This window comes from Vibrio quintilis (assembly GCF_024529975.1).
Taxonomy (GTDB): Bacteria; Pseudomonadota; Gammaproteobacteria; order Enterobacterales; family Vibrionaceae; genus Vibrio; species Vibrio quintilis.
Genome location: NZ_AP024897.1, coordinates 3,602,989 through 3,620,310 on the forward strand (window position 1 = coordinate 3,602,989; position 17,322 = coordinate 3,620,310).

The window sequence follows — 17,322 nt, forward strand, 5'->3', positions numbered from 1 at the left end:
TTTCTCACAGGCGGAAACAGCTGACAGAGTCTTCAGCGATTAAAAAAGTTCACAAATCACATCAAAGAAAAAATTGAATGTACAGCCGTCACCTATTTATCAGTGGCTTCAAAGCAACACAACAAAACGCAATGCAATAGATAGCATAATAAGATATAAAACACAATTATAAAGAGGGTAGTGTAATGTTCTGAATCAGTAAAAAAGCAGCATTCAGCAAAGAAACATCAACGATGTATGCCCTGCTGAAAGAGAAGTAAAAAAAACCCTGACATCTAAGCCAGGGTTTTGTCAGTTTCAATTTTCTTACCTTAAAACATATTAGCCTGCAGCTCGCTGCGTATCCCGCTGGTAAGTAGTTGTTGTATCGTATACAGCCAGTGGATTAGTTCTGGCAGATACTGCCGTTGACTGGGAACGACTACTCTGAACTGAAACGCCTCCACGCTGGGCTGCGACAGAAGAAATTGAAGCTATCATGCTTTTCGTCTGACTAATCGTGCCTGTCTCAGTGGAATTTGCCTTTGTCTTCATCGAATCTGCCAGCTTATTTAACTCCTTCGTAACAAATTTACTGGATTCTTTATATGCACTCTGCACAGCAGCTTCCGATGCCAGCCACCCAACATCTTCACTGGTAAACAAACTGACGACCCTATCCATCCTCGTCCATGATAAAGTTGCATTCACAGCTTTACTTAAGTACGGCGAGGCTTTCAGTGCCTGTTCCTGAACCCATTTACCCACCTGAACTCCGATATCCACAGAAACAGACGCAACCAGGCTGGCCGCCATTGATATGCCTGCTTTCAGGAAAGAGCCTGTCTTTCCTAATGTCATGAACCCGTCGTATAATAAACATCCCAACATCCCAACTGAACAAGATAAACCTCTGAGAGTGTCATTAATCCATTTATGCCTGGATGCTTCCCGATAAACATTTTTCGCAATCCGTTTCAGAAGCTTACGTGCTTTCTTAAACAGCTTCTTAAAGAAGTGGCCAGAAGGATCTGAGTACTTCATCGGATTATTTACAACATAGCTGTAACGATTGTAAGACTGCGTATTATCCGGCGCCTGAATATACGGATCTGCACTGATAAAGCGGGCCAGCGTCGGATCATATACCCGGCCATTCATATGAATCAGGCCAACTTCAGTAACTTCCTCATGACCGGTATAGCCCCGATTCATCATCAATGCCTGTGCCACATAACTCTCTGGTTTCGCCCATTCAAATGCTCTGGATTTACCCCAGGCATCGTAATTCTTACGCGTGACAATATTGCCCCAGATGTCCGTGACTAAATCGACAGAATGCAAGGCATCACTATGACTGTAGCGGACCTGACGATCAACTGAAGCAAAGTTTCCGTCACTATCTGTCTTTTTCACATCAATATTGACTGCGATTAGACGGCCGCCAGCATAAATATATTGCTTATGTTTAACCTTCCCGTCTGTACTTTCAACTCGTTCGTAAGCTTTACCAAAGTACCAGGTTTTCTCACCATTCTGATTTTGCTTGAAGTAACGTTTTCGGTCCTGGTCATATTTAAATGAAACCCAGTTATCAGATGACGTAATTTTCTCCGGCTTATTAAAACCAGTCCAGGCAAAGGTTCTATCGCCTCCGGACAGCATATTACCATTTTGATCATAGGTATAAGACTGATCCCCTGCTTTCGTCACCGCATGAGCATGCGACGCATCAGCATACAAATAATTCCCCACGTCAGATTTATAAACAATATTCCCTCCGGTGCTATATTTCACACTGTAGGTTTTATTAAACAGCGGGTTATCCGTATGCTTACCATTTGTTCCGGTTAATCGGTTCGAGATCAGACGATCCAGCTTGTCGTAGCTGTAGGTCTCATTAATATCATTGATCATGTCATAACGGCTGGTCACATTGTCCATCCGGTCATAAGTATACTGCAGCGAACGAATCAGTTTACTACCGCGACGTGTCGACACATTCAGCAGCTGACCACTACCTTCATGATAATCATAACTGTTAATCAGGCCGTTACCGTAAACTTCTGCAGTAATCCGGCCTTCCGCATCCATATCACTGAGTTTCCAGTAACTGAGACGTCCGGCTGAAGGATTATCATCTTTCAGTGATTGTAACTGCTCAGCTTCAGTTTGATTTGATTCAGTCAATGAACGGTATTTTTGAGAGACCAGTTTGACCTGTTTCACTAAGTTCACCAACTGATTTGCTGCTTCCAGATACGTCGTTGCTTTCTGGTTAATATGCTCCTCTACATACTGCGCCCGCTGAATATCACTTGCCAGTGTATTCAGGCGGGTAAACATCTGCCGCATTCTCTGATCATAAAGCGGATCATCCCGGTCAAGCGTAAAACTCGCCAGTCCGGCAGTGCCTTCGGGGGTGTAATTACCATAATATGCCACCTTACCAGAAGCAGTCAGACCATTTTCAACAGCAGCCCATTCTTCCAGGCTCACTTGTCGCAGTATGTTTCCTTCGAGTTTCAAATGGAATTTAGGTGACTGAATAACCGGAATCATCGTTGTACCATTCACAATGACGGTTCTGTCAGGCACTTTATAATATTCCTCACCATATTCATCGGTGTAAACTTCCAATGAACGACCATGAAGTTCTTCATACATTTTCTGAGCATATTTTGCATTTTCAGAAGCACCATCAACAGAAATCACATGGTCCTGTAACGCCTGATACTCTTCCTGACGAGCCTGATAAAAATATTGCTGCGCCCGGAGTTCTTTCACTTTTTTCAGATAATCTTTCGCACGGGCCAACGCCTGATTAATCAGCGGTAAGATCACCTGTTTGTACTCTTCAGCACTAAAATTCACTTGGGCCTGAGTAATATCTCCCCACACTTCCGTGTTAATTCCGGTTACTGCGTCCCGTTTATAGTTCAGGGTAAAGTTATCCGGACGAGTCTCCTTCACCAGATCCCCGAGGTTGTTATATTCAAAAGAACGGGTAAATGTCTGATCTTCCGTAATCTGCTCTTCTTTGGTCTTCCGGCCAACAGAATCAAAATAGTAATTGGCGATCAACTCATCTTTTACTTCACTCTGCAGCATGGCACCATTCCAGCGTCGGGTACCATTGGAGTCAGACACTGCATCATAAGCCCAGGTCGTCGTTCTTACTTCATCATCCTGTCCAGTCTGCTTGGTTTGTTCAGTGCGCTTGATCATCCGGCCCAGCAAATCATACGTCATTGCCGATGTCTGACCTTTCGCATCAGTCATACTTTGAAGCTGCCCAAATCCGTCATAAACATAAGCCCAGTCTCCTAAATCCGGATCGGAATGATGAGTCTTCTTCCCCTGAATATTATATTGGAAAGTTGCAGTATGTCCGCCGGAGTCAGTTACCTGCTTCAACTTACCATCGGCGTAATACTGTTTAGAGACTTTACCGCCTTCCGCTTCTCCAATCTGGATTTTCCAACCCATGACATTGGTGTAAGTCGAGTGCTTTCTGCCATTCGCATCTGTTTTCACTTTCACAAACGGGCTGTATGTATATGCCACCCAACTACTGTCTTTACCTGCGGGTCCAGGTTCAGATACAGAAACAAGCCGGCCCAGTTTATCGTAATGATTATATGTAAATTGCGGTACATCCCCGGCGTAATATGTCCGGGTCACAGAAACAACCTGATTTAAAGCATTGTACTGGCTATCAACCAGCGCCCATTTGTTGTTCAGCGTTTCTTTTGATTTACGGATCTCACGATCAAGCAGATCATAGAAAACAGCCTCAGTTGGCTTACCTGTGGTTTGTGATACCTTACAATAAACAGCTCCTGCGGGAGCCGGACCACACTGACTGGCTGATGCAGACAGGTAGCTGATATAAGTTTTACTATATCCGCTCGCCGCCGGTTGCCAGATCTGTGTCTTGCGGCCAAATCCATCTTTATAAACCCTTGATTCAAGGTTGTTCATATCACGGACGGTTGTCAGATTGTTGAGCCGATCTGAAACTGTGCTGACCTGATGTCCCATAGGGTCTGTCTGGGATTCTGTTAACACTGACTGTGAAAAGTTTTGCGATGAAGCTGTTGTTCTGCTGACCAAAGATCCGTTTTGTTGAGCAGAGACCGTTTCTGATTCAGGGAAGCCTTCATCATTATAGTGGTACTGTTTTGTCACGGCTAAAGCACTACCGGGATTCGAGGTTTCTTTCAACAGAAGCCCCGTATCCGGATCATATTCATTCACGACAGATTGAGTAACCTTGCTACCATCAGAATGAATATATGTGGTGTTAACTTGTGTAACTCTGCCAATCAGCCACTTATCACTACTGTCATTGCTGTATTGTTTCTCCACCTCGGTTTTGAACGTCTCGCTCACACCTGTAACCGGGTTGATCCCTGTCGTTTCAGTGATTGATTTAGCCGGATTACCAAAATCATCAACCTGCTCATTTGTCTTAACAACCGTTCTGAGCAGATCTTTATCCAGGTCATACTCTTTACTCGTACGGGTTTTCTCATAAACCAGATAAGTACTGTGAGAAACATCTTCCGGCGTATTACTCAATGCCTGCTGGTAAAGGGCAGGATCAACAATATATGTGACAGTTTGTTTCACTGGTTGCGAAGCAAGCTGTTCAGCGACATCTTCAGAAACAGCCGTTAGTGTCGCCTTAGCACCATGAGATAACTCAGAAATCTCTGCATAATTTTCTGCCAGATAGTACTGAGGAGACGGAGAAACAGGCACAATAACCGAACCGGCTATCGGTACATGCATATTCGGTTTTTTCACATAATACTTATTCTGATACTGGATCAGCTGATAAGGCTTACTCGCCAGACTCTGTACTTCAGTGTTAATTTCAAGTTGTGATTTCTGGTACGCCTGACCTGAACGGGTCTGTGTTTTGTGTTCAAAAGTGGTTTCAGATTCTCTCGTTAATGTCAGATGACGATAATTCCAGAAGCTATCGTCATTACATTTTGAACAGGTTGCATCCAGCTGGTCATCATTACCCAGATATTCCTGAGAATGTTTTGTCCGCTGGGTATACGGAAATGACGTATATAACTCAGCATAATGGTTACGGCTGTTAGTGCCGTTAATAAACACACGCTGCATTACCCATGAAAAGCCTCCACTTCGTTCTCCGGCACTATGATAAGTATATGGTCCGTAACGGAACACATAGCTGGTTGTTCCGGTACCATTATCCGCATCCAGACGGTAAGCGACCTGGCTGTCAAGAGGCAATGAGCGCATCGGAAATTCAGGTGGCGTCAGTTTCGAGCGATCCGTATGCGCTCCATAAGAGCCATACCAGACCTGAGATGTCATCCCTAAACCATTTGTCACTTTAGACAACAGGAACTGACGGCTTTTAGTCTTCGCTGAAACACAATTCAGCTGACCCGATTTACTGGAACAAAAATCTAACTGACCATCCTGATTGAGATCGAGAAACCAACGCTTACCATCGCCCCATGAGGCCACTTTAAACTGGTAATTCTCATGGTTGATATTCGTACACTCAACTTTCGAACCTGTTGCCCGACAAAAGTCAATGACACCATCCTGATTAAAATCCTGCCACCAGCTTTTTCCTGAATCTCCCCAGGTACCACTCCAGTCAACACCGCCCTCAAGCACCAAATCATTACTTAATTCGGTAACCTGATTTAAAGATCCCAGAGAACAGGTCAAATCAATCTCTTTCCCGGCACTATTTTTCGTCGCCCGGCAAAGATCACTGGCACCATCGCCATTGATATCTACCCACCAGCGTTTGGCACTTTTGCCAGCATTCGTCAAAGCAAAACGACGTTCCTGAGCACCTTTGACCTCGGTGCCATTAAACAGCGTACAGGTCATTGCTCCGGTGGTCGCAATCCGGCATAAATCCTGACTACCATTACCATCCAAATCAACCCAACTGACCTGAGCACCTTTTTCCCATGTCATATTTTTCAGATGAAGCGTATCTTGCCAGATATAACCGGAATCTTGCTTTTCCAGTTGACTACAAACCAGATCCGTTGTCACCCTGCGACAGAACTCTGTGATACCGTCGCCATTCATATCCTGCCACCAGCGGTAATCCTTCACACCTAAATCAGGCAAAGGATACTGTTCAGATTTCTGTGTGCCGTCCCGTGAAAATGTTGTACATACCAGTTGATTACTATCATCCCGGCAGTACTCATTTTTATTATCACCATTCAGATCAAGCCACCAGTGAGAATCCGCACTTCCCCAGTTGGTCAGGGAGAATGCAATTTCATGGTTTTCTTCTGCAACATTAAAATGACAATTCATCCCCGATGAATTTGTTTTACAAAAATCAGAAGCCCCATTACCAGTCACATCGGTCCACCAGGAGATCGGATATCCACTCCAGCCCGAAGGTGTTTTCTTTCCCCAGTTTCCCATTTGGGTACTAAACTCATTGTGGCTGAAAAATGCTTTATCGGCTGCCGGTTGCTCAATACTGTTCCACTCAAAAGTTGTCGCCGGTAAGCACTGATTGTTATTGTCACAATATTGAAGCGAACGGAGATAATGTCCGTCAATAGAAGAAGTTTGAGTCTCAGATTTAGACAGATAATTCAACTGATAATAATTTTTCAGCGTATCTCCGGCTGAAATTTCTATTTTATCCAGACGGTTAGCGGATGAATAAAGTTCCCCATCCATTTTTTTCCGCGATAACCGGAAATCTGAATTTGGCATCGGTTGATATTTAAACTCAACCTGATAGATGTCGTAATCAATCCGGGAAATATCACCGCTGTCGGTGTATGTATACTTAACCGGATTCGTCTGAGTTGTATTGGTTGTTTCACTCAGCAACCATGACTGGGTCTGAGTATGGAACCGATACGTCATCTGCTCGCCGGATTTGGTTTTTGCGACAAAATAACTTGTTGAATCGGAAGCATCATTGGTCAAAGTTAAGCGGGTCAGATCATCTTGCTGAAGAAAATATACCGAACCATCTTCTCCACGCACACCGTCTGCGACCACCATCCGGGAACCATTCATACAGAATTTATCGCGGGGACTATTTTCCGCTGGTAAATACTGCTGATCAGTGAATTGATTACTGCTACAGCGTTCAATTGAGGTCACTCCACTCAAAGAAAACCCAACGCTCATGGGAGAATGCACATCCCCGCGACTGGAATATTCAAGCGCAAGCTGTGGTGTATTTCCACCACGTCCTTGCGGCAATTCCAATGGAATTTGATAAGAGGCAACCCCTTGTGTAATACTCAATTCTCCCGGTAATGTCCCCACTGTTTCGGTATAAGAAACAGTTTGAGCACACACAGAAGCAGTAAAAAGACCCAGCAGGCCGGCGAGCTTATTCATTGATTTATGATCCCTTTCCTACTCGACATTGTTGTTGTGACATCACGACATCGTGAAATGGTTATTCATTAGCGGAACTGAGGACTTTCAGTTCCTGTTCAAGTTGTTGTGCTTGCTGATCGATTTCTTCTGTAGACAAAACATGATCACTTTCAGGTAATTCGCGATGAATTAACGCCTGACGCAATTGTTTTACTGACGTCTGGTGATTAAGTTTTTCTACGGTAAAGTGCTCTTTTTTCTGAGCAGAATCAGATGACTGAACTGAGTGTTCAGCTGATATTGATGTATTTTTTTCTGCCTGATCATGAATATACCAGAGCAGAATATTAATCCCGGCAACAGTCACAGAACTGATACACAAAATAATAAACCAACGGGTTATCACTATTTTTCACCTAAAATACAATTAACCTAAATGAAGAAAATTGTAATAAAAACAAAATTATATTTAATATATTTGACTTAAAAATGACACTTTATGCATATTTATTGTCACCTATTCAATATAAAATATCATAAAACAATTTTAAAAAAAATAATTTATGATTGAATGTATTTCGTTCTTATACAAACAATTTTAATTATGGCACAAATCACATTTTATTAATATTTAGATGAGTTGATTTAAATTTAATATCGGGTGAAAATAGAGCTTAATCCAAGTTTATTCTAATTAGCTATAAACTTCATTCATATAACTATTTTTTCAACCGGAAGATTAAAAACATGAAAAAATTACTTGTTCTAGCGCTGGGTTTAATGGCATCACTAAGCGTTTTCGCAACCACTAATGCAGGAAGTAGTCAGACATGGTATGGACCTTTCACGATTACAAAAGTTGCCCGATACTACGATGGTGCGCACCGGATGACCGTCCATGTAGCTGAAACACCCAATACCGCTTGTAGTATCACTAATGAACAGAAAATGGCTTCTTACCAAACATCCAACGATAGTAATTTCAGTATGCAAATGTTCTCTGTATTAGCGACAGCACAAGCACAAAATAAGAAAGTAATGTTACTTTTGGACAGAACTTGTGCTGCTAATTATGGTTTAAACGTGCATGGTGTTGAAATTTTATCAGATTAATTAAACCCTGATAGTTTGCATCTATATTTATGATGAAATCCAGATAAATAGGCCTCCTCCTTATCTGGATTTTTGATTATAATCCTCCTATTAAGAAACTTATAATACTTCATTTTAACAAGTGGGTAATGAATCGATTTTAATATATATATTATTGCGAAATAGATCACATAAGCACTACATCTATATTCAACCAACTTTACTTTTCTATCTGATACAAATATGTTCCAAGCAAGCCGAGTCGCATACAGGCACTATCGGAATCAAAATTATTTGGAGCATAAAATGAAAATTGTACTATTTTTCTTTTTAGGATTATTTCTCTCGTGTAACGCATTAGCAACCACAAATGCAGGAACGAATCAGAAATGGTATGGCCCATTCACCATTAATAAAATAGCAAGATATTACGATGGTGCTCACAGAATGACAGTCCATGTAAAAGAAACGCCTAATACGACCTGTAGTGTCACCAACGAAGAGAAAAAGGCTTCTTACCACTACGCTGATAATTCAGATTTTAGCATGCAAATGTTTTCTGTATTAGCTACAGCACAAGCACAAAATAAAAAAGTCATGCTGTTATTGGATCATGGCTGTGCCGCAAATTATGGTCTCAATGTACATGGTGTGGAAATATTGTCAGACTAATCCATTGAATAGTAATGTAATGCTAATTTATATGATCGGTTAATTAAAAAATGCCTTAGTGAATAACCAAGGCATTTTTATTCATAAATATATATCAACAATCACTCCACAGTCACCGACTTCGCCAGGTTCCGCGGCTGATCTACGTCTGTCCCTTTAATCAGTGCCACATGATAAGACAGCAGTTGCATTGGGACGGTGTAATAAATCGGTGCAGTGATTTCACTGACCTTCGGCATGGTGATGATTTTCATTGTCTCATCTGATTCAAAGCCAGCACCTTCATCAGCAAAGACATATAACAAACCACCGCGGGCGCGAACTTCTTCGATGTTTGACTTCAGTTTTTCCAGCAATTCATTCCCCGGCGCAACCACTACGACCGGCATATCAGCATCGATCAAAGCCAGCGGGCCGTGCTTCAGCTCACCGGCCGCATAAGCTTCGGCATGGATGTAAGAAATTTCTTTCAGCTTGAGGGCCGATTCCAGTGCAATCGGGTAGAACTCACCCCGGCCGAGGAATAAAGTGTGGTGTTTGTCCGCAAAATCAATCGCCAGCGCTTCAATCTGAGTATCAAATTTGAGTGCCGATTCAATTTGCGCAGGTAAAGCGCGCAATGCATCGACAATCTCTTTCTCTTTGACGGCATCAATTCTCTGTTTCTGCTTACCGACACCGGTTACCAGCATCAATAGCGCAGCTAATTGAGTGGTAAAGGCTTTGGTCGATGCCACGCCGATTTCAGCCCCGGCGCGGGTCATAAATGCAATGTCAGACTCACGGACCAGTGACGATCCGGCCACGTTACAAATCGTCATCACCGCCATGTAACCTTTTTCTTTTGCCAGACGCAGTGCTGCTAATGTATCAGCGGTTTCACCTGACTGTGACAGTGTGATCAGCAGGCTGTTCGGGCGTGTGACAAACCTGCGGTAACGGAATTCAGATGCGATTTCGACATCACAACTCACACCGGCAATGTCTTCAAACCAGTAACGGGCCGTCATCCCTGCATTGTAAGAGGTGCCGCAGGCAACGATCTGCACATGCTCCACTTTCGTCAGGATTTCAGCGGCATGCACACCAATACTGTCAATCACAACGGAGTCTTTGCCAAGCCGGCCTTCCATAGTGTTGATCAGCGCTTTCGGCTGTTCAAAAATCTCTTTTTGCATAAAGTGACGGAACTGGCCTTTGTCACCCGCATCATGCTCAGCATTTGATTCAGAAATTTCACGTTCAACCTGTACACCATTGGCATCAAATACCGTGACCTCGCGACGGGTAATTTCAGCCACATCGCCTTCTTCCAGATACATGAAGCGACGGGTCACATTCAGCAGAGCCAGCTGATCGGAGGCAAGGAAGTTTTCCCCGACACCAAAACCGATCACAATCGGGCTTCCGGAACGGGCAACCACCAGACGTGATGAATCCCGGCGGTCCAGCACAACCGTGCCATACGCGCCTTCAAGATGCTTCGCGGCTTTTTGTACCGCTTCAGTGAGTGATTTGCTCTGACGCAATTCCCACTCAACCAGATGGGCAATGACTTCAGTATCGGTCTGAGATTCAAACTGATAACCGCGCTCCTGAAGCAGTGCTCTGAGTGCTTCATGGTTCTCGATAATCCCGTTATGTACAACGGCAATATCGCCGGATACATGTGGGTGAGCATTGGCTTCGGAAGGTTCGCCATGTGTTGCCCAGCGGGTATGCGCAATACCGGTTCCCCCGGCGACATGAGACTCCTCAACGGCATCGGCCAGCTCCTGAACTTTACCCAGACGACGGATCCGGGTCAGCTGATTTTTATGATCAATCACAGCAACACCGGCTGAGTCATAGCCGCGATATTCCAGGCGACGCAACCCTTCCACTAAAATTTCAGCCACATCCCGTTGTGCCACAGCACCCACAATTCCACACATATTCGTTCTCCATTTTTGTCAATGGTTGGCGTTAGACCGGTAAACCCGGCTTAGCCCGTTTGATTTTAATACTTATTTCGCACGGATCACTCTGACCTGATGCTCCGTGATCATTTGTTCATCGGCTTCGGATAACCCATTATCAGTGACAAGCACACTAATATTGTCCCATCCGAGCTCCAGGTTCGGAATTCTCCGGCCAATTTTGTCTGATTCAGCCATCACGACCACTTCACGGGAAACTTCAGCCATAACTTGACTCAACCCGGTCAGCTCATTGAACGTAGTCGTTCCCCGGCTCAGATCGATCCCATCGCAACCGATGAACAGCTGATCAAAGTCATAAGAGCGCAAAACAGACTCTGCAACCTGCCCCTGAAAAGATTCAGAATGCGGATCCCAGGTGCCACCAGTCATTAAAAGCGTGGGTTCATTTTCCAATTCATGCAACGCGTTAGCGATATGCAATGTATTGGTCATCACAACTAACCCCTGCTTATTATTCAGCTGCTGAATCAATGCGGCAGTGGTACTCCCGCTATCGATCACGATCCTGTGGTGATCTTTGATTAGTTTTGCTGCTTCTGTCGCAAGTAATTCCTTTTGAACCGAAACACGATGACTGACCTCATCAATCACAACTTCCCGGGGTAATGCGACTGCACCGCCATAACGCCTCAGTAACAAGCCGTTTTTTTCAAGCGAAGCCAGATCTTTCCTGATGGTAACCTCAGAAGTCTGAAAGTTCCGGGATAAAGATTCAACACTGACTTCACCATGTTGATTCACCAACTGAACAATTTCATGACGTCTGACTTGAGTGTTTCGTTTCAACATAAGAAATGATAGAACAAAGTTTCAAAGTGAAACAAATAATAATCAAAACGAAAGGCCAATGTCTATTTATTTTGATAGAAAAAATTAATACTTCATGCAAAAACCTTGTTCTAAAACAAGTCTTAGACGGTGATATTCTCTTCGTTAGATGGTAGAATTCGCCCTCATTAAAGTAAGAAAATTACAAAATTGAATGTTTACTTACTAAAATACATCGCAGAAATTGCGCAGAACGCCCTAAATTGATGTATTTTTATTCAGAACAGAGGGTCATTATCAGTTGTAAAATGACCAATCTGTTGAAAGATTTTCAGCTTTAAAGTGCCACCTGTCTCAGGCAGATAAAGCTTTCCCGGCGGATTGATACCGGGAAATAAAAGCACTTTAAAGCACCCCTTTTCTTTCAATTTGATATGAATATCGGAGAATATTTTCCATGAAGAAGACCAAAATCGTATGTACGATTGGCCCTAAGACAGAATCAGTAGAGAAGCTTACCCAACTTGTTGACGCTGGTATGAATGTAATGCGTCTGAACTTCTCTCACGGTGATTACGAAGAACATGGCGGTCGTATCAAAAACTTCCGTCAGGTCATGCAAGCCGCCGGCAAACAACTCGCGATTCTTCTGGATACCAAAGGTCCTGAAATCCGTACAATCAAGCTGGAAAATGGCGATGATGTTGATCTGGTAGCCGGTCAGGAATTCACATTTACTACAGATGCAACTGTTGTTGGTAATAAAGATCGCGTTGCTGTGACTTACCCTGGCTTTGCGCAGGATTTGTCTGTTGGCAACACCATTCTGGTTGATGATGGCCTGATCGAAATGGAAGTGACTGCAAAAACAGAAACTGAAGTGAAATGTAAAGTACTGAACAATGGTGCTTTAGGTGAAAACAAAGGCGTCAACCTTCCAGGTGTATCCGTTAAATTACCTGCGTTATCTGAAAAAGATAAATCAGACCTGAAATTTGGTTGCGAGCAAGGTGTTGATTTCGTCGCTGCTTCATTTATCCGTAAAGCAGATGATGTGCGTGAAATCCGTGAGTTGCTGAACGCAAACGGCGGCGAAACGATTCACATCATTTCAAAAATTGAAAACCAGGAAGGCGTAGATAACTTTGATGAAATTCTGGAGTTATCTGACGGTATCATGGTTGCACGTGGTGACTTAGGGGTAGAAATCCCGGCTGAAGAAGTTATCTTTGCACAAAAAATGATGATCGAAAAATGTAACCGTGCAAGAAAAGTTGTTATTACTGCAACTCAGATGCTGGATTCAATGATCAAAAACCCTCGTCCAACCCGGGCTGAAGCAGGTGACGTTGCAAACGCAGTCATGGATGGTACTGATGCTGTTATGCTGTCTGGTGAAACTGCAAAAGGTAAATATCCTGTTGAAGCTGTAACGATTATGGCTCAGATTGCGAACCGTACTGATTCTGCATTGAAAGCAGAGCTGGGTTCACGTCTTGACAGCCCTCGCCTGAGAATTACTGAAGCTGTTTGTAAAGGCGCAGTTGATACCGCAGAAAAACTGAGTGCACCATTAATCGTTGTTGCGACAGAAGGCGGTAAATCGGCACGTTCAGTCAGAAAATACTTCCCGACTGCCAACATTATTGCACTGACAACCAACAAGAAAACAGCAGCACAGTTGGTTCTGACGAAAGGTGTAACACCTGTTGTTGTTGAAGCAATTAACAGCACAGATGATTTCTACCATTTAGGTAAAGATCTTGCACTGAGCTCTGAGCTGGGCCGTAAAGGTGACATCGTTGTGATGGTTTCCGGTGCATTGGTTGCTTCCGGTACAACAAACACTGCATCAGTTCACGTTCTTTAATGAACCGTAAGTGTTGATGTGAAAAAGCATTGATAAAAAAGGCGCTGAATCAGCGCCTTTTTTTATGCGGGTAAACTGATGATAAAGCTTGTTTGAGTCATACGACCTAAGTCTGAATGACTTACCAGCCAAAAAACTCTTTATGATGCGTATTCAGTAATATGACCAGGAGTAAAAAGTACAGCGCGCTGATTTTGATTCCCAGTATAGCCAGAGAACCAATGGTTAGTCTCACCAGAAAGTGATTGATCATACAATGACACCTCAATCCCCATCCTGTTGATATTTCTTTACTTATATCCAGGCAACCTGAAGATGCAGGTTTCAGGTTGTTTGGGTGTATATCCGGAACCAATAAAGTAACTGTAGCTGCAACGGCAGGGACTTCTCAAAAAACGAATCATGACTTCAAGGCTATCATTGTATCAAACTGTTCAAATAACATTCAATTTGCAACTTTAGTCTGATAAATTATGTGCTGATAAACCTTGCTCAGCCCCCGGATAACGAAAACATATGGTGCCGAATCATGATGAAAACAGACACAAAAAAAAGCGATGAAGAATCACCGCTTTTCTTAAGTCATCAGTTACAATCGTATGAAGCTAATCTAAATTCAGCCAACGGTATTCACCGGGTCAAGATGAACATCCATTTGCGGGAACGGTATTTCAATACCATGGGCATCTAAAGCTTCTTTCATCGCCTGCGTCAAATCAAAATAAGCGCCCCAGTAATCTTCTGTTTTCACCCATGGGCGAACCACAAAATTCACGGAAGAATCGGCCAGCTCAACCACACCAACGGTGACTTCAGGTGTTTTCAGTACCCGCTCATCACGTGCCATGGTTTCTTTGAGTATTTGTTTGGTTTTCTGCAAATCAGCGGTATAGGAAACACCAACGACAAAATCAATCCGCCGGGTCGCATGGCGGGAATAGTTGGTAATCGGACCACCAATCACACCGGAGTTTGGCACCACAACCATTTTGTTATCCGGTGTTTTCAGGACAGTCTGAAAAATCTGGATACTTTCTACTGCGCCGGAAACACCTGACACTTCAACAAAATCACCTGATTTAAATGGCCGGAATGCGACAATCAAAATACCGGCTGCAAAGTTTGATAGAGACCCCTGTAAAGCCAGACCAACTGCAAGACCGGCGGCACCAATCACAGCAACGACAGAAGCGGTTTGTACCCCAACCCGGCTTAACGCGGCAATTAATACAATGATGAACAACAGGTAGCGAATTAAACCATGAATAAACTCGATTACCGCGTTATCCATGGCCTTTTTCTTCAGAACTCTGGAAACACTGCCCGCAATAAGTTTAACGAACAGGTTACCAATAAACAGAATCAGGACCGCTGATAAGATATTCACACCATACTGAACCAGCAGGTCCGAATTATCTGTCAGCCAGTGGTTCATCTGAGACAGGTTTTCCACTGTTTTTGCCGCAGCAGTGTCAGTGATTGAGTCTGTGGCCATTTATCTTCTCCTTTTATTTTTGAAGACTACAGTACTATGAAGATTACTGTCTGATTTTAGCCCTATCTCAACTTTACTCAATCATTAACTGACTCAAACGGTTCTACGCTAACTATTCATGACCAGATTAGGTAACCATGTGACCAAATCAGGGAAAACCATACAGATAACCAAAACAATGAACTGAACCGAAATAAACGGAATCACCGATTTGTACAGATCCATCATGGTCACTCCCTTCGGCGCAATCCCTTTCAGATAGAACAGCGCAAATCCGTATGGTGGTGTCTGAACCGCAATCACTATATTCAGAATCATCAGTACGCCAAACCAGATTGGGTCATAACCCAGAGATACCGCAACCGGAGTAAAAATCGGCGCACACATCAGCACGATAATAAATTCGTCGATGATGAATCCAAGGAACAGCATGATGACCTGGAACATCATAATGATCACTATCGGTGGCAAATCCAGCCCTTTGGTAAATCCGGCAACCATGCCCTGAATACCCATCAATAGGTGGAAGTTACTGAATACAGAAGCACCAAGAATAATCCACATGGCAACACTGACGAGAATAGAAGTCTGCATCCCGGCTTTACGCAGCATTTCCGGCTTAAAGCGTTTAAACAGAATCGCCAGAATAATCGCACCCACAACCCCTAAAGCACCAGATTCAGTCGGAGTCGCAATACCTGCAATAATACTGCCCAGAACAACCACAATCAGTGCCAGAGATGAGGCGCCATCCCGGATAGTTTTAAACAGTTCGTATCCTTTCGGTATTTCAATATCATTATCCGAATCCAGCGGCGCACGCTCCGGATTCAGCTTACAGGAGATAATGACATAGGTGATCAGCAGTACAATGGTGATCAATGCAGGAACCATTGCACCTAAAAACATTTTACCTACAGAATTTTGAGTCGAAGAGGCAAACATGATCATCGGAATACTCGGCGGAATCAGAATGCCAAGGGAGCCACCCGCCATAATCACGCCCAGTGCCAGCTTTTTATCGTAGCCACGATCCAGCATCGGTTTCAGGGCGATACTGCTTGAAGTCATGATACCGGCACCGATGATACCCACCATCGCTCCAATCATCGAACATACCCCAATCACACTGATCGCCAGCGATCCCCGCAGCCGCCCGATTGCCAGCTGACTGGCATTAAACATCGCATCACCGATACCGGAACGGGTCAGAATCTGTCCCATATAGATATACAGCGGAATCGCCAAAAGAATAAAGTTAAAAAAGGTACTTTCGACAGTGGTCGGCACAATATTAAACATTGAGTCTCCCCAGGTCACATAGCCGACACCCATCGCGATCCCGCCTAATGCCAGGCCAACCTGCGCGCCCAAAGCAAATGCAGTCAGAATACAGGCCAGCAGGACTACGGTTAACATCTCAATTCCCATCAGGACTCTCCTTGTCAAAAGCGGGCTTTTCAATCTGGTTACTATCGACTCTGAAAGGTTGTTCACTCAGATCACTGAGGTCACAATGCTCACCCAATAACTCTCTGCCAACGACAAACCAAAAAACGTTTTGAATTAACTCTGTTGAATACTGTGCGATAAAAATCACAGCAGAGATAGTAATCATCAGCCAGAAATGATTCATTGGTGGTGCCCATTCGCTCTGGGTCTTATAGTGAAATTCCATACTTTCGAGGAACATGCCGAAACACATTTTTGCCATCACAACCAGGAATCCGATGGCCAGGATTGCGGTAATCACATCAAACAGGCGACGAACTTTCTCAGAAACTTTGCCATGAACAATATCTACATTGATGTGTGCTTCTTTTTGCTGGGCATACGCCCCGCCAAGTGCAGCGATATATCCGAACAGAAACAGAGAAGAGTCGTAGCCCCAGATAGTGGGTTTATCCAGGATATAACGGGCAAAAACTTCGTAAGCCACAATACCTGCCAGAACAGGAAGCAGATAAGCAACGGAACGCCCGACAAGTCTGACAACATATCTGATTAACTGACAATATCCTCTTAAAATTGATGTAATCATATAAACTCCTAAACCAATCAGGGTGAGCACAATGCTTCACCCTGACATT

The 17,322-nt window shown here is 43.7% G+C and carries 11 protein-coding genes; 3 read left to right on the top strand and 8 right to left on the bottom strand.

Going from position 1 to position 17,322, the window contains the following annotated elements:
- Window positions 1-321: 321 nt before the first annotated feature.
- Both OC443_RS16460 and OC443_RS16465 read right to left on the bottom strand, forming a co-directional pair.
- Window positions 322-7,371, bottom strand: coding sequence for an RHS repeat domain-containing protein (locus OC443_RS16460; RefSeq protein ID WP_073583177.1), 7,050 nt, complete (start codon window positions 7,369-7,371; stop codon window positions 322-324).
- A gap of 61 nt (window positions 7,372-7,432) precedes the next feature.
- Window positions 7,433-7,759, bottom strand: a complete 327-nt coding sequence (locus OC443_RS16465; RefSeq protein WP_073583179.1) for a hypothetical protein — start codon at window positions 7,757-7,759, stop codon at window positions 7,433-7,435.
- 341 nt (window positions 7,760-8,100) lie between these two features.
- On the opposite strand from OC443_RS16465, the gene OC443_RS16470 reads away from it, so the two are divergent.
- Complete coding sequence (locus OC443_RS16470) at window positions 8,101-8,466, top strand: hypothetical protein (RefSeq protein WP_073583181.1); 366 nt, start codon at window positions 8,101-8,103, stop codon at window positions 8,464-8,466.
- 285 nt (window positions 8,467-8,751) lie between these two features.
- On the top strand, window positions 8,752-9,117 hold the full coding sequence (locus OC443_RS16475; RefSeq protein WP_073583183.1) for a hypothetical protein: 366 nt from the start codon (window positions 8,752-8,754) through the stop codon (window positions 9,115-9,117).
- Between the two features lie 101 nt (window positions 9,118-9,218).
- On the opposite strand, the gene glmS is transcribed toward OC443_RS16475, so the two are convergent.
- Together glmS and OC443_RS16485 are read right to left on the bottom strand one after the other, a co-directional pair.
- On the bottom strand, window positions 9,219-11,051 hold the full coding sequence (gene glmS / locus OC443_RS16480; RefSeq protein ID WP_073583185.1) for a glutamine--fructose-6-phosphate transaminase (isomerizing): 1,833 nt from the start codon (window positions 11,049-11,051) through the stop codon (window positions 9,219-9,221).
- Between the two features lie 72 nt (window positions 11,052-11,123).
- Window positions 11,124-11,888 carry a DeoR/GlpR family DNA-binding transcription regulator gene (locus OC443_RS16485; protein WP_073583187.1) on the bottom strand — a complete coding sequence of 255 codons (765 nt, stop codon included), beginning with the start codon at window positions 11,886-11,888 and terminating at the stop codon, window positions 11,124-11,126.
- A gap of 436 nt (window positions 11,889-12,324) precedes the next feature.
- Between OC443_RS16485 and pykF the strand changes: the two genes are divergently transcribed.
- Window positions 12,325-13,737 carry a pyruvate kinase PykF gene (gene pykF, locus OC443_RS16490; protein WP_073583189.1) on the top strand — a complete coding sequence of 471 codons (1,413 nt, stop codon included), beginning with the start codon at window positions 12,325-12,327 and terminating at the stop codon, window positions 13,735-13,737.
- A 121-nt stretch (window positions 13,738-13,858) separates the two neighbouring features.
- Here pykF and OC443_RS16495 read toward each other — a convergent pair whose 3' ends face one another.
- The 4 genes from OC443_RS16495 to OC443_RS16510 all read right to left on the bottom strand — a co-directional run bounded on the left by OC443_RS16495 (window position 13,859) and on the right by OC443_RS16510 (window position 17,273).
- Window positions 13,859-13,990 (bottom strand): hypothetical protein, encoded by a 132-nt coding sequence (locus tag OC443_RS16495; protein WP_262021688.1) that lies wholly within the window; start codon window positions 13,988-13,990, stop codon window positions 13,859-13,861.
- Between the two features lie 363 nt (window positions 13,991-14,353).
- The gene (locus tag OC443_RS16500) at window positions 14,354-15,232 is read right to left on the bottom strand and encodes a mechanosensitive ion channel domain-containing protein (protein ID WP_073583191.1); all 879 of its coding nucleotides are present in this window, start codon (window positions 15,230-15,232) and stop codon (window positions 14,354-14,356) included.
- 108 nt (window positions 15,233-15,340) lie between these two features.
- A complete protein-coding gene (locus tag OC443_RS16505) occupies window positions 15,341-16,663 on the bottom strand; it encodes a TRAP transporter large permease (protein ID WP_073583193.1) in 1,323 nt (440 codons plus the stop codon).
- Window positions 16,653-17,273, bottom strand: coding sequence for a TRAP transporter small permease subunit (locus OC443_RS16510; RefSeq protein ID WP_073583253.1), 621 nt, complete (start codon window positions 17,271-17,273; stop codon window positions 16,653-16,655). Before OC443_RS16510 ends, OC443_RS16505 begins: the two co-directional genes overlap by 11 nt.
- Window positions 17,274-17,322 lie beyond the last annotated feature (49 nt).

Coding starts and splice junctions, on each gene's coding strand:
- OC443_RS16460 (WP_073583177.1), bottom strand. CDS start 7,371: ATGAATAAGCTCGCCGGCCTGCTGGGTCTTTTTACTGCTTCTGTGTGT.
- glmS (WP_073583185.1), bottom strand. CDS start 11,051: ATGTGTGGAATTGTGGGTGCTGTGGCACAACGGGATGTGGCTGAAATT.
- pykF (WP_073583189.1), top strand. CDS start 12,325: ATGAAGAAGACCAAAATCGTATGTACGATTGGCCCTAAGACAGAATCA.
- OC443_RS16510 (WP_073583253.1), bottom strand. CDS start 17,273: ATGATTACATCAATTTTAAGAGGATATTGTCAGTTAATCAGATATGTT.
- OC443_RS16485 (WP_073583187.1), bottom strand. CDS start 11,888: ATGTTGAAACGAAACACTCAAGTCAGACGTCATGAAATTGTTCAGTTG.
- OC443_RS16475 (WP_073583183.1), top strand. CDS start 8,752: ATGAAAATTGTACTATTTTTCTTTTTAGGATTATTTCTCTCGTGTAAC.
- OC443_RS16500 (WP_073583191.1), bottom strand. CDS start 15,232: ATGGCCACAGACTCAATCACTGACACTGCTGCGGCAAAAACAGTGGAA.
- OC443_RS16470 (WP_073583181.1), top strand. CDS start 8,101: ATGAAAAAATTACTTGTTCTAGCGCTGGGTTTAATGGCATCACTAAGC.
- OC443_RS16495 (WP_262021688.1), bottom strand. CDS start 13,990: ATGATCAATCACTTTCTGGTGAGACTAACCATTGGTTCTCTGGCTATA.
- OC443_RS16505 (WP_073583193.1), bottom strand. CDS start 16,663: ATGGGAATTGAGATGTTAACCGTAGTCCTGCTGGCCTGTATTCTGACT.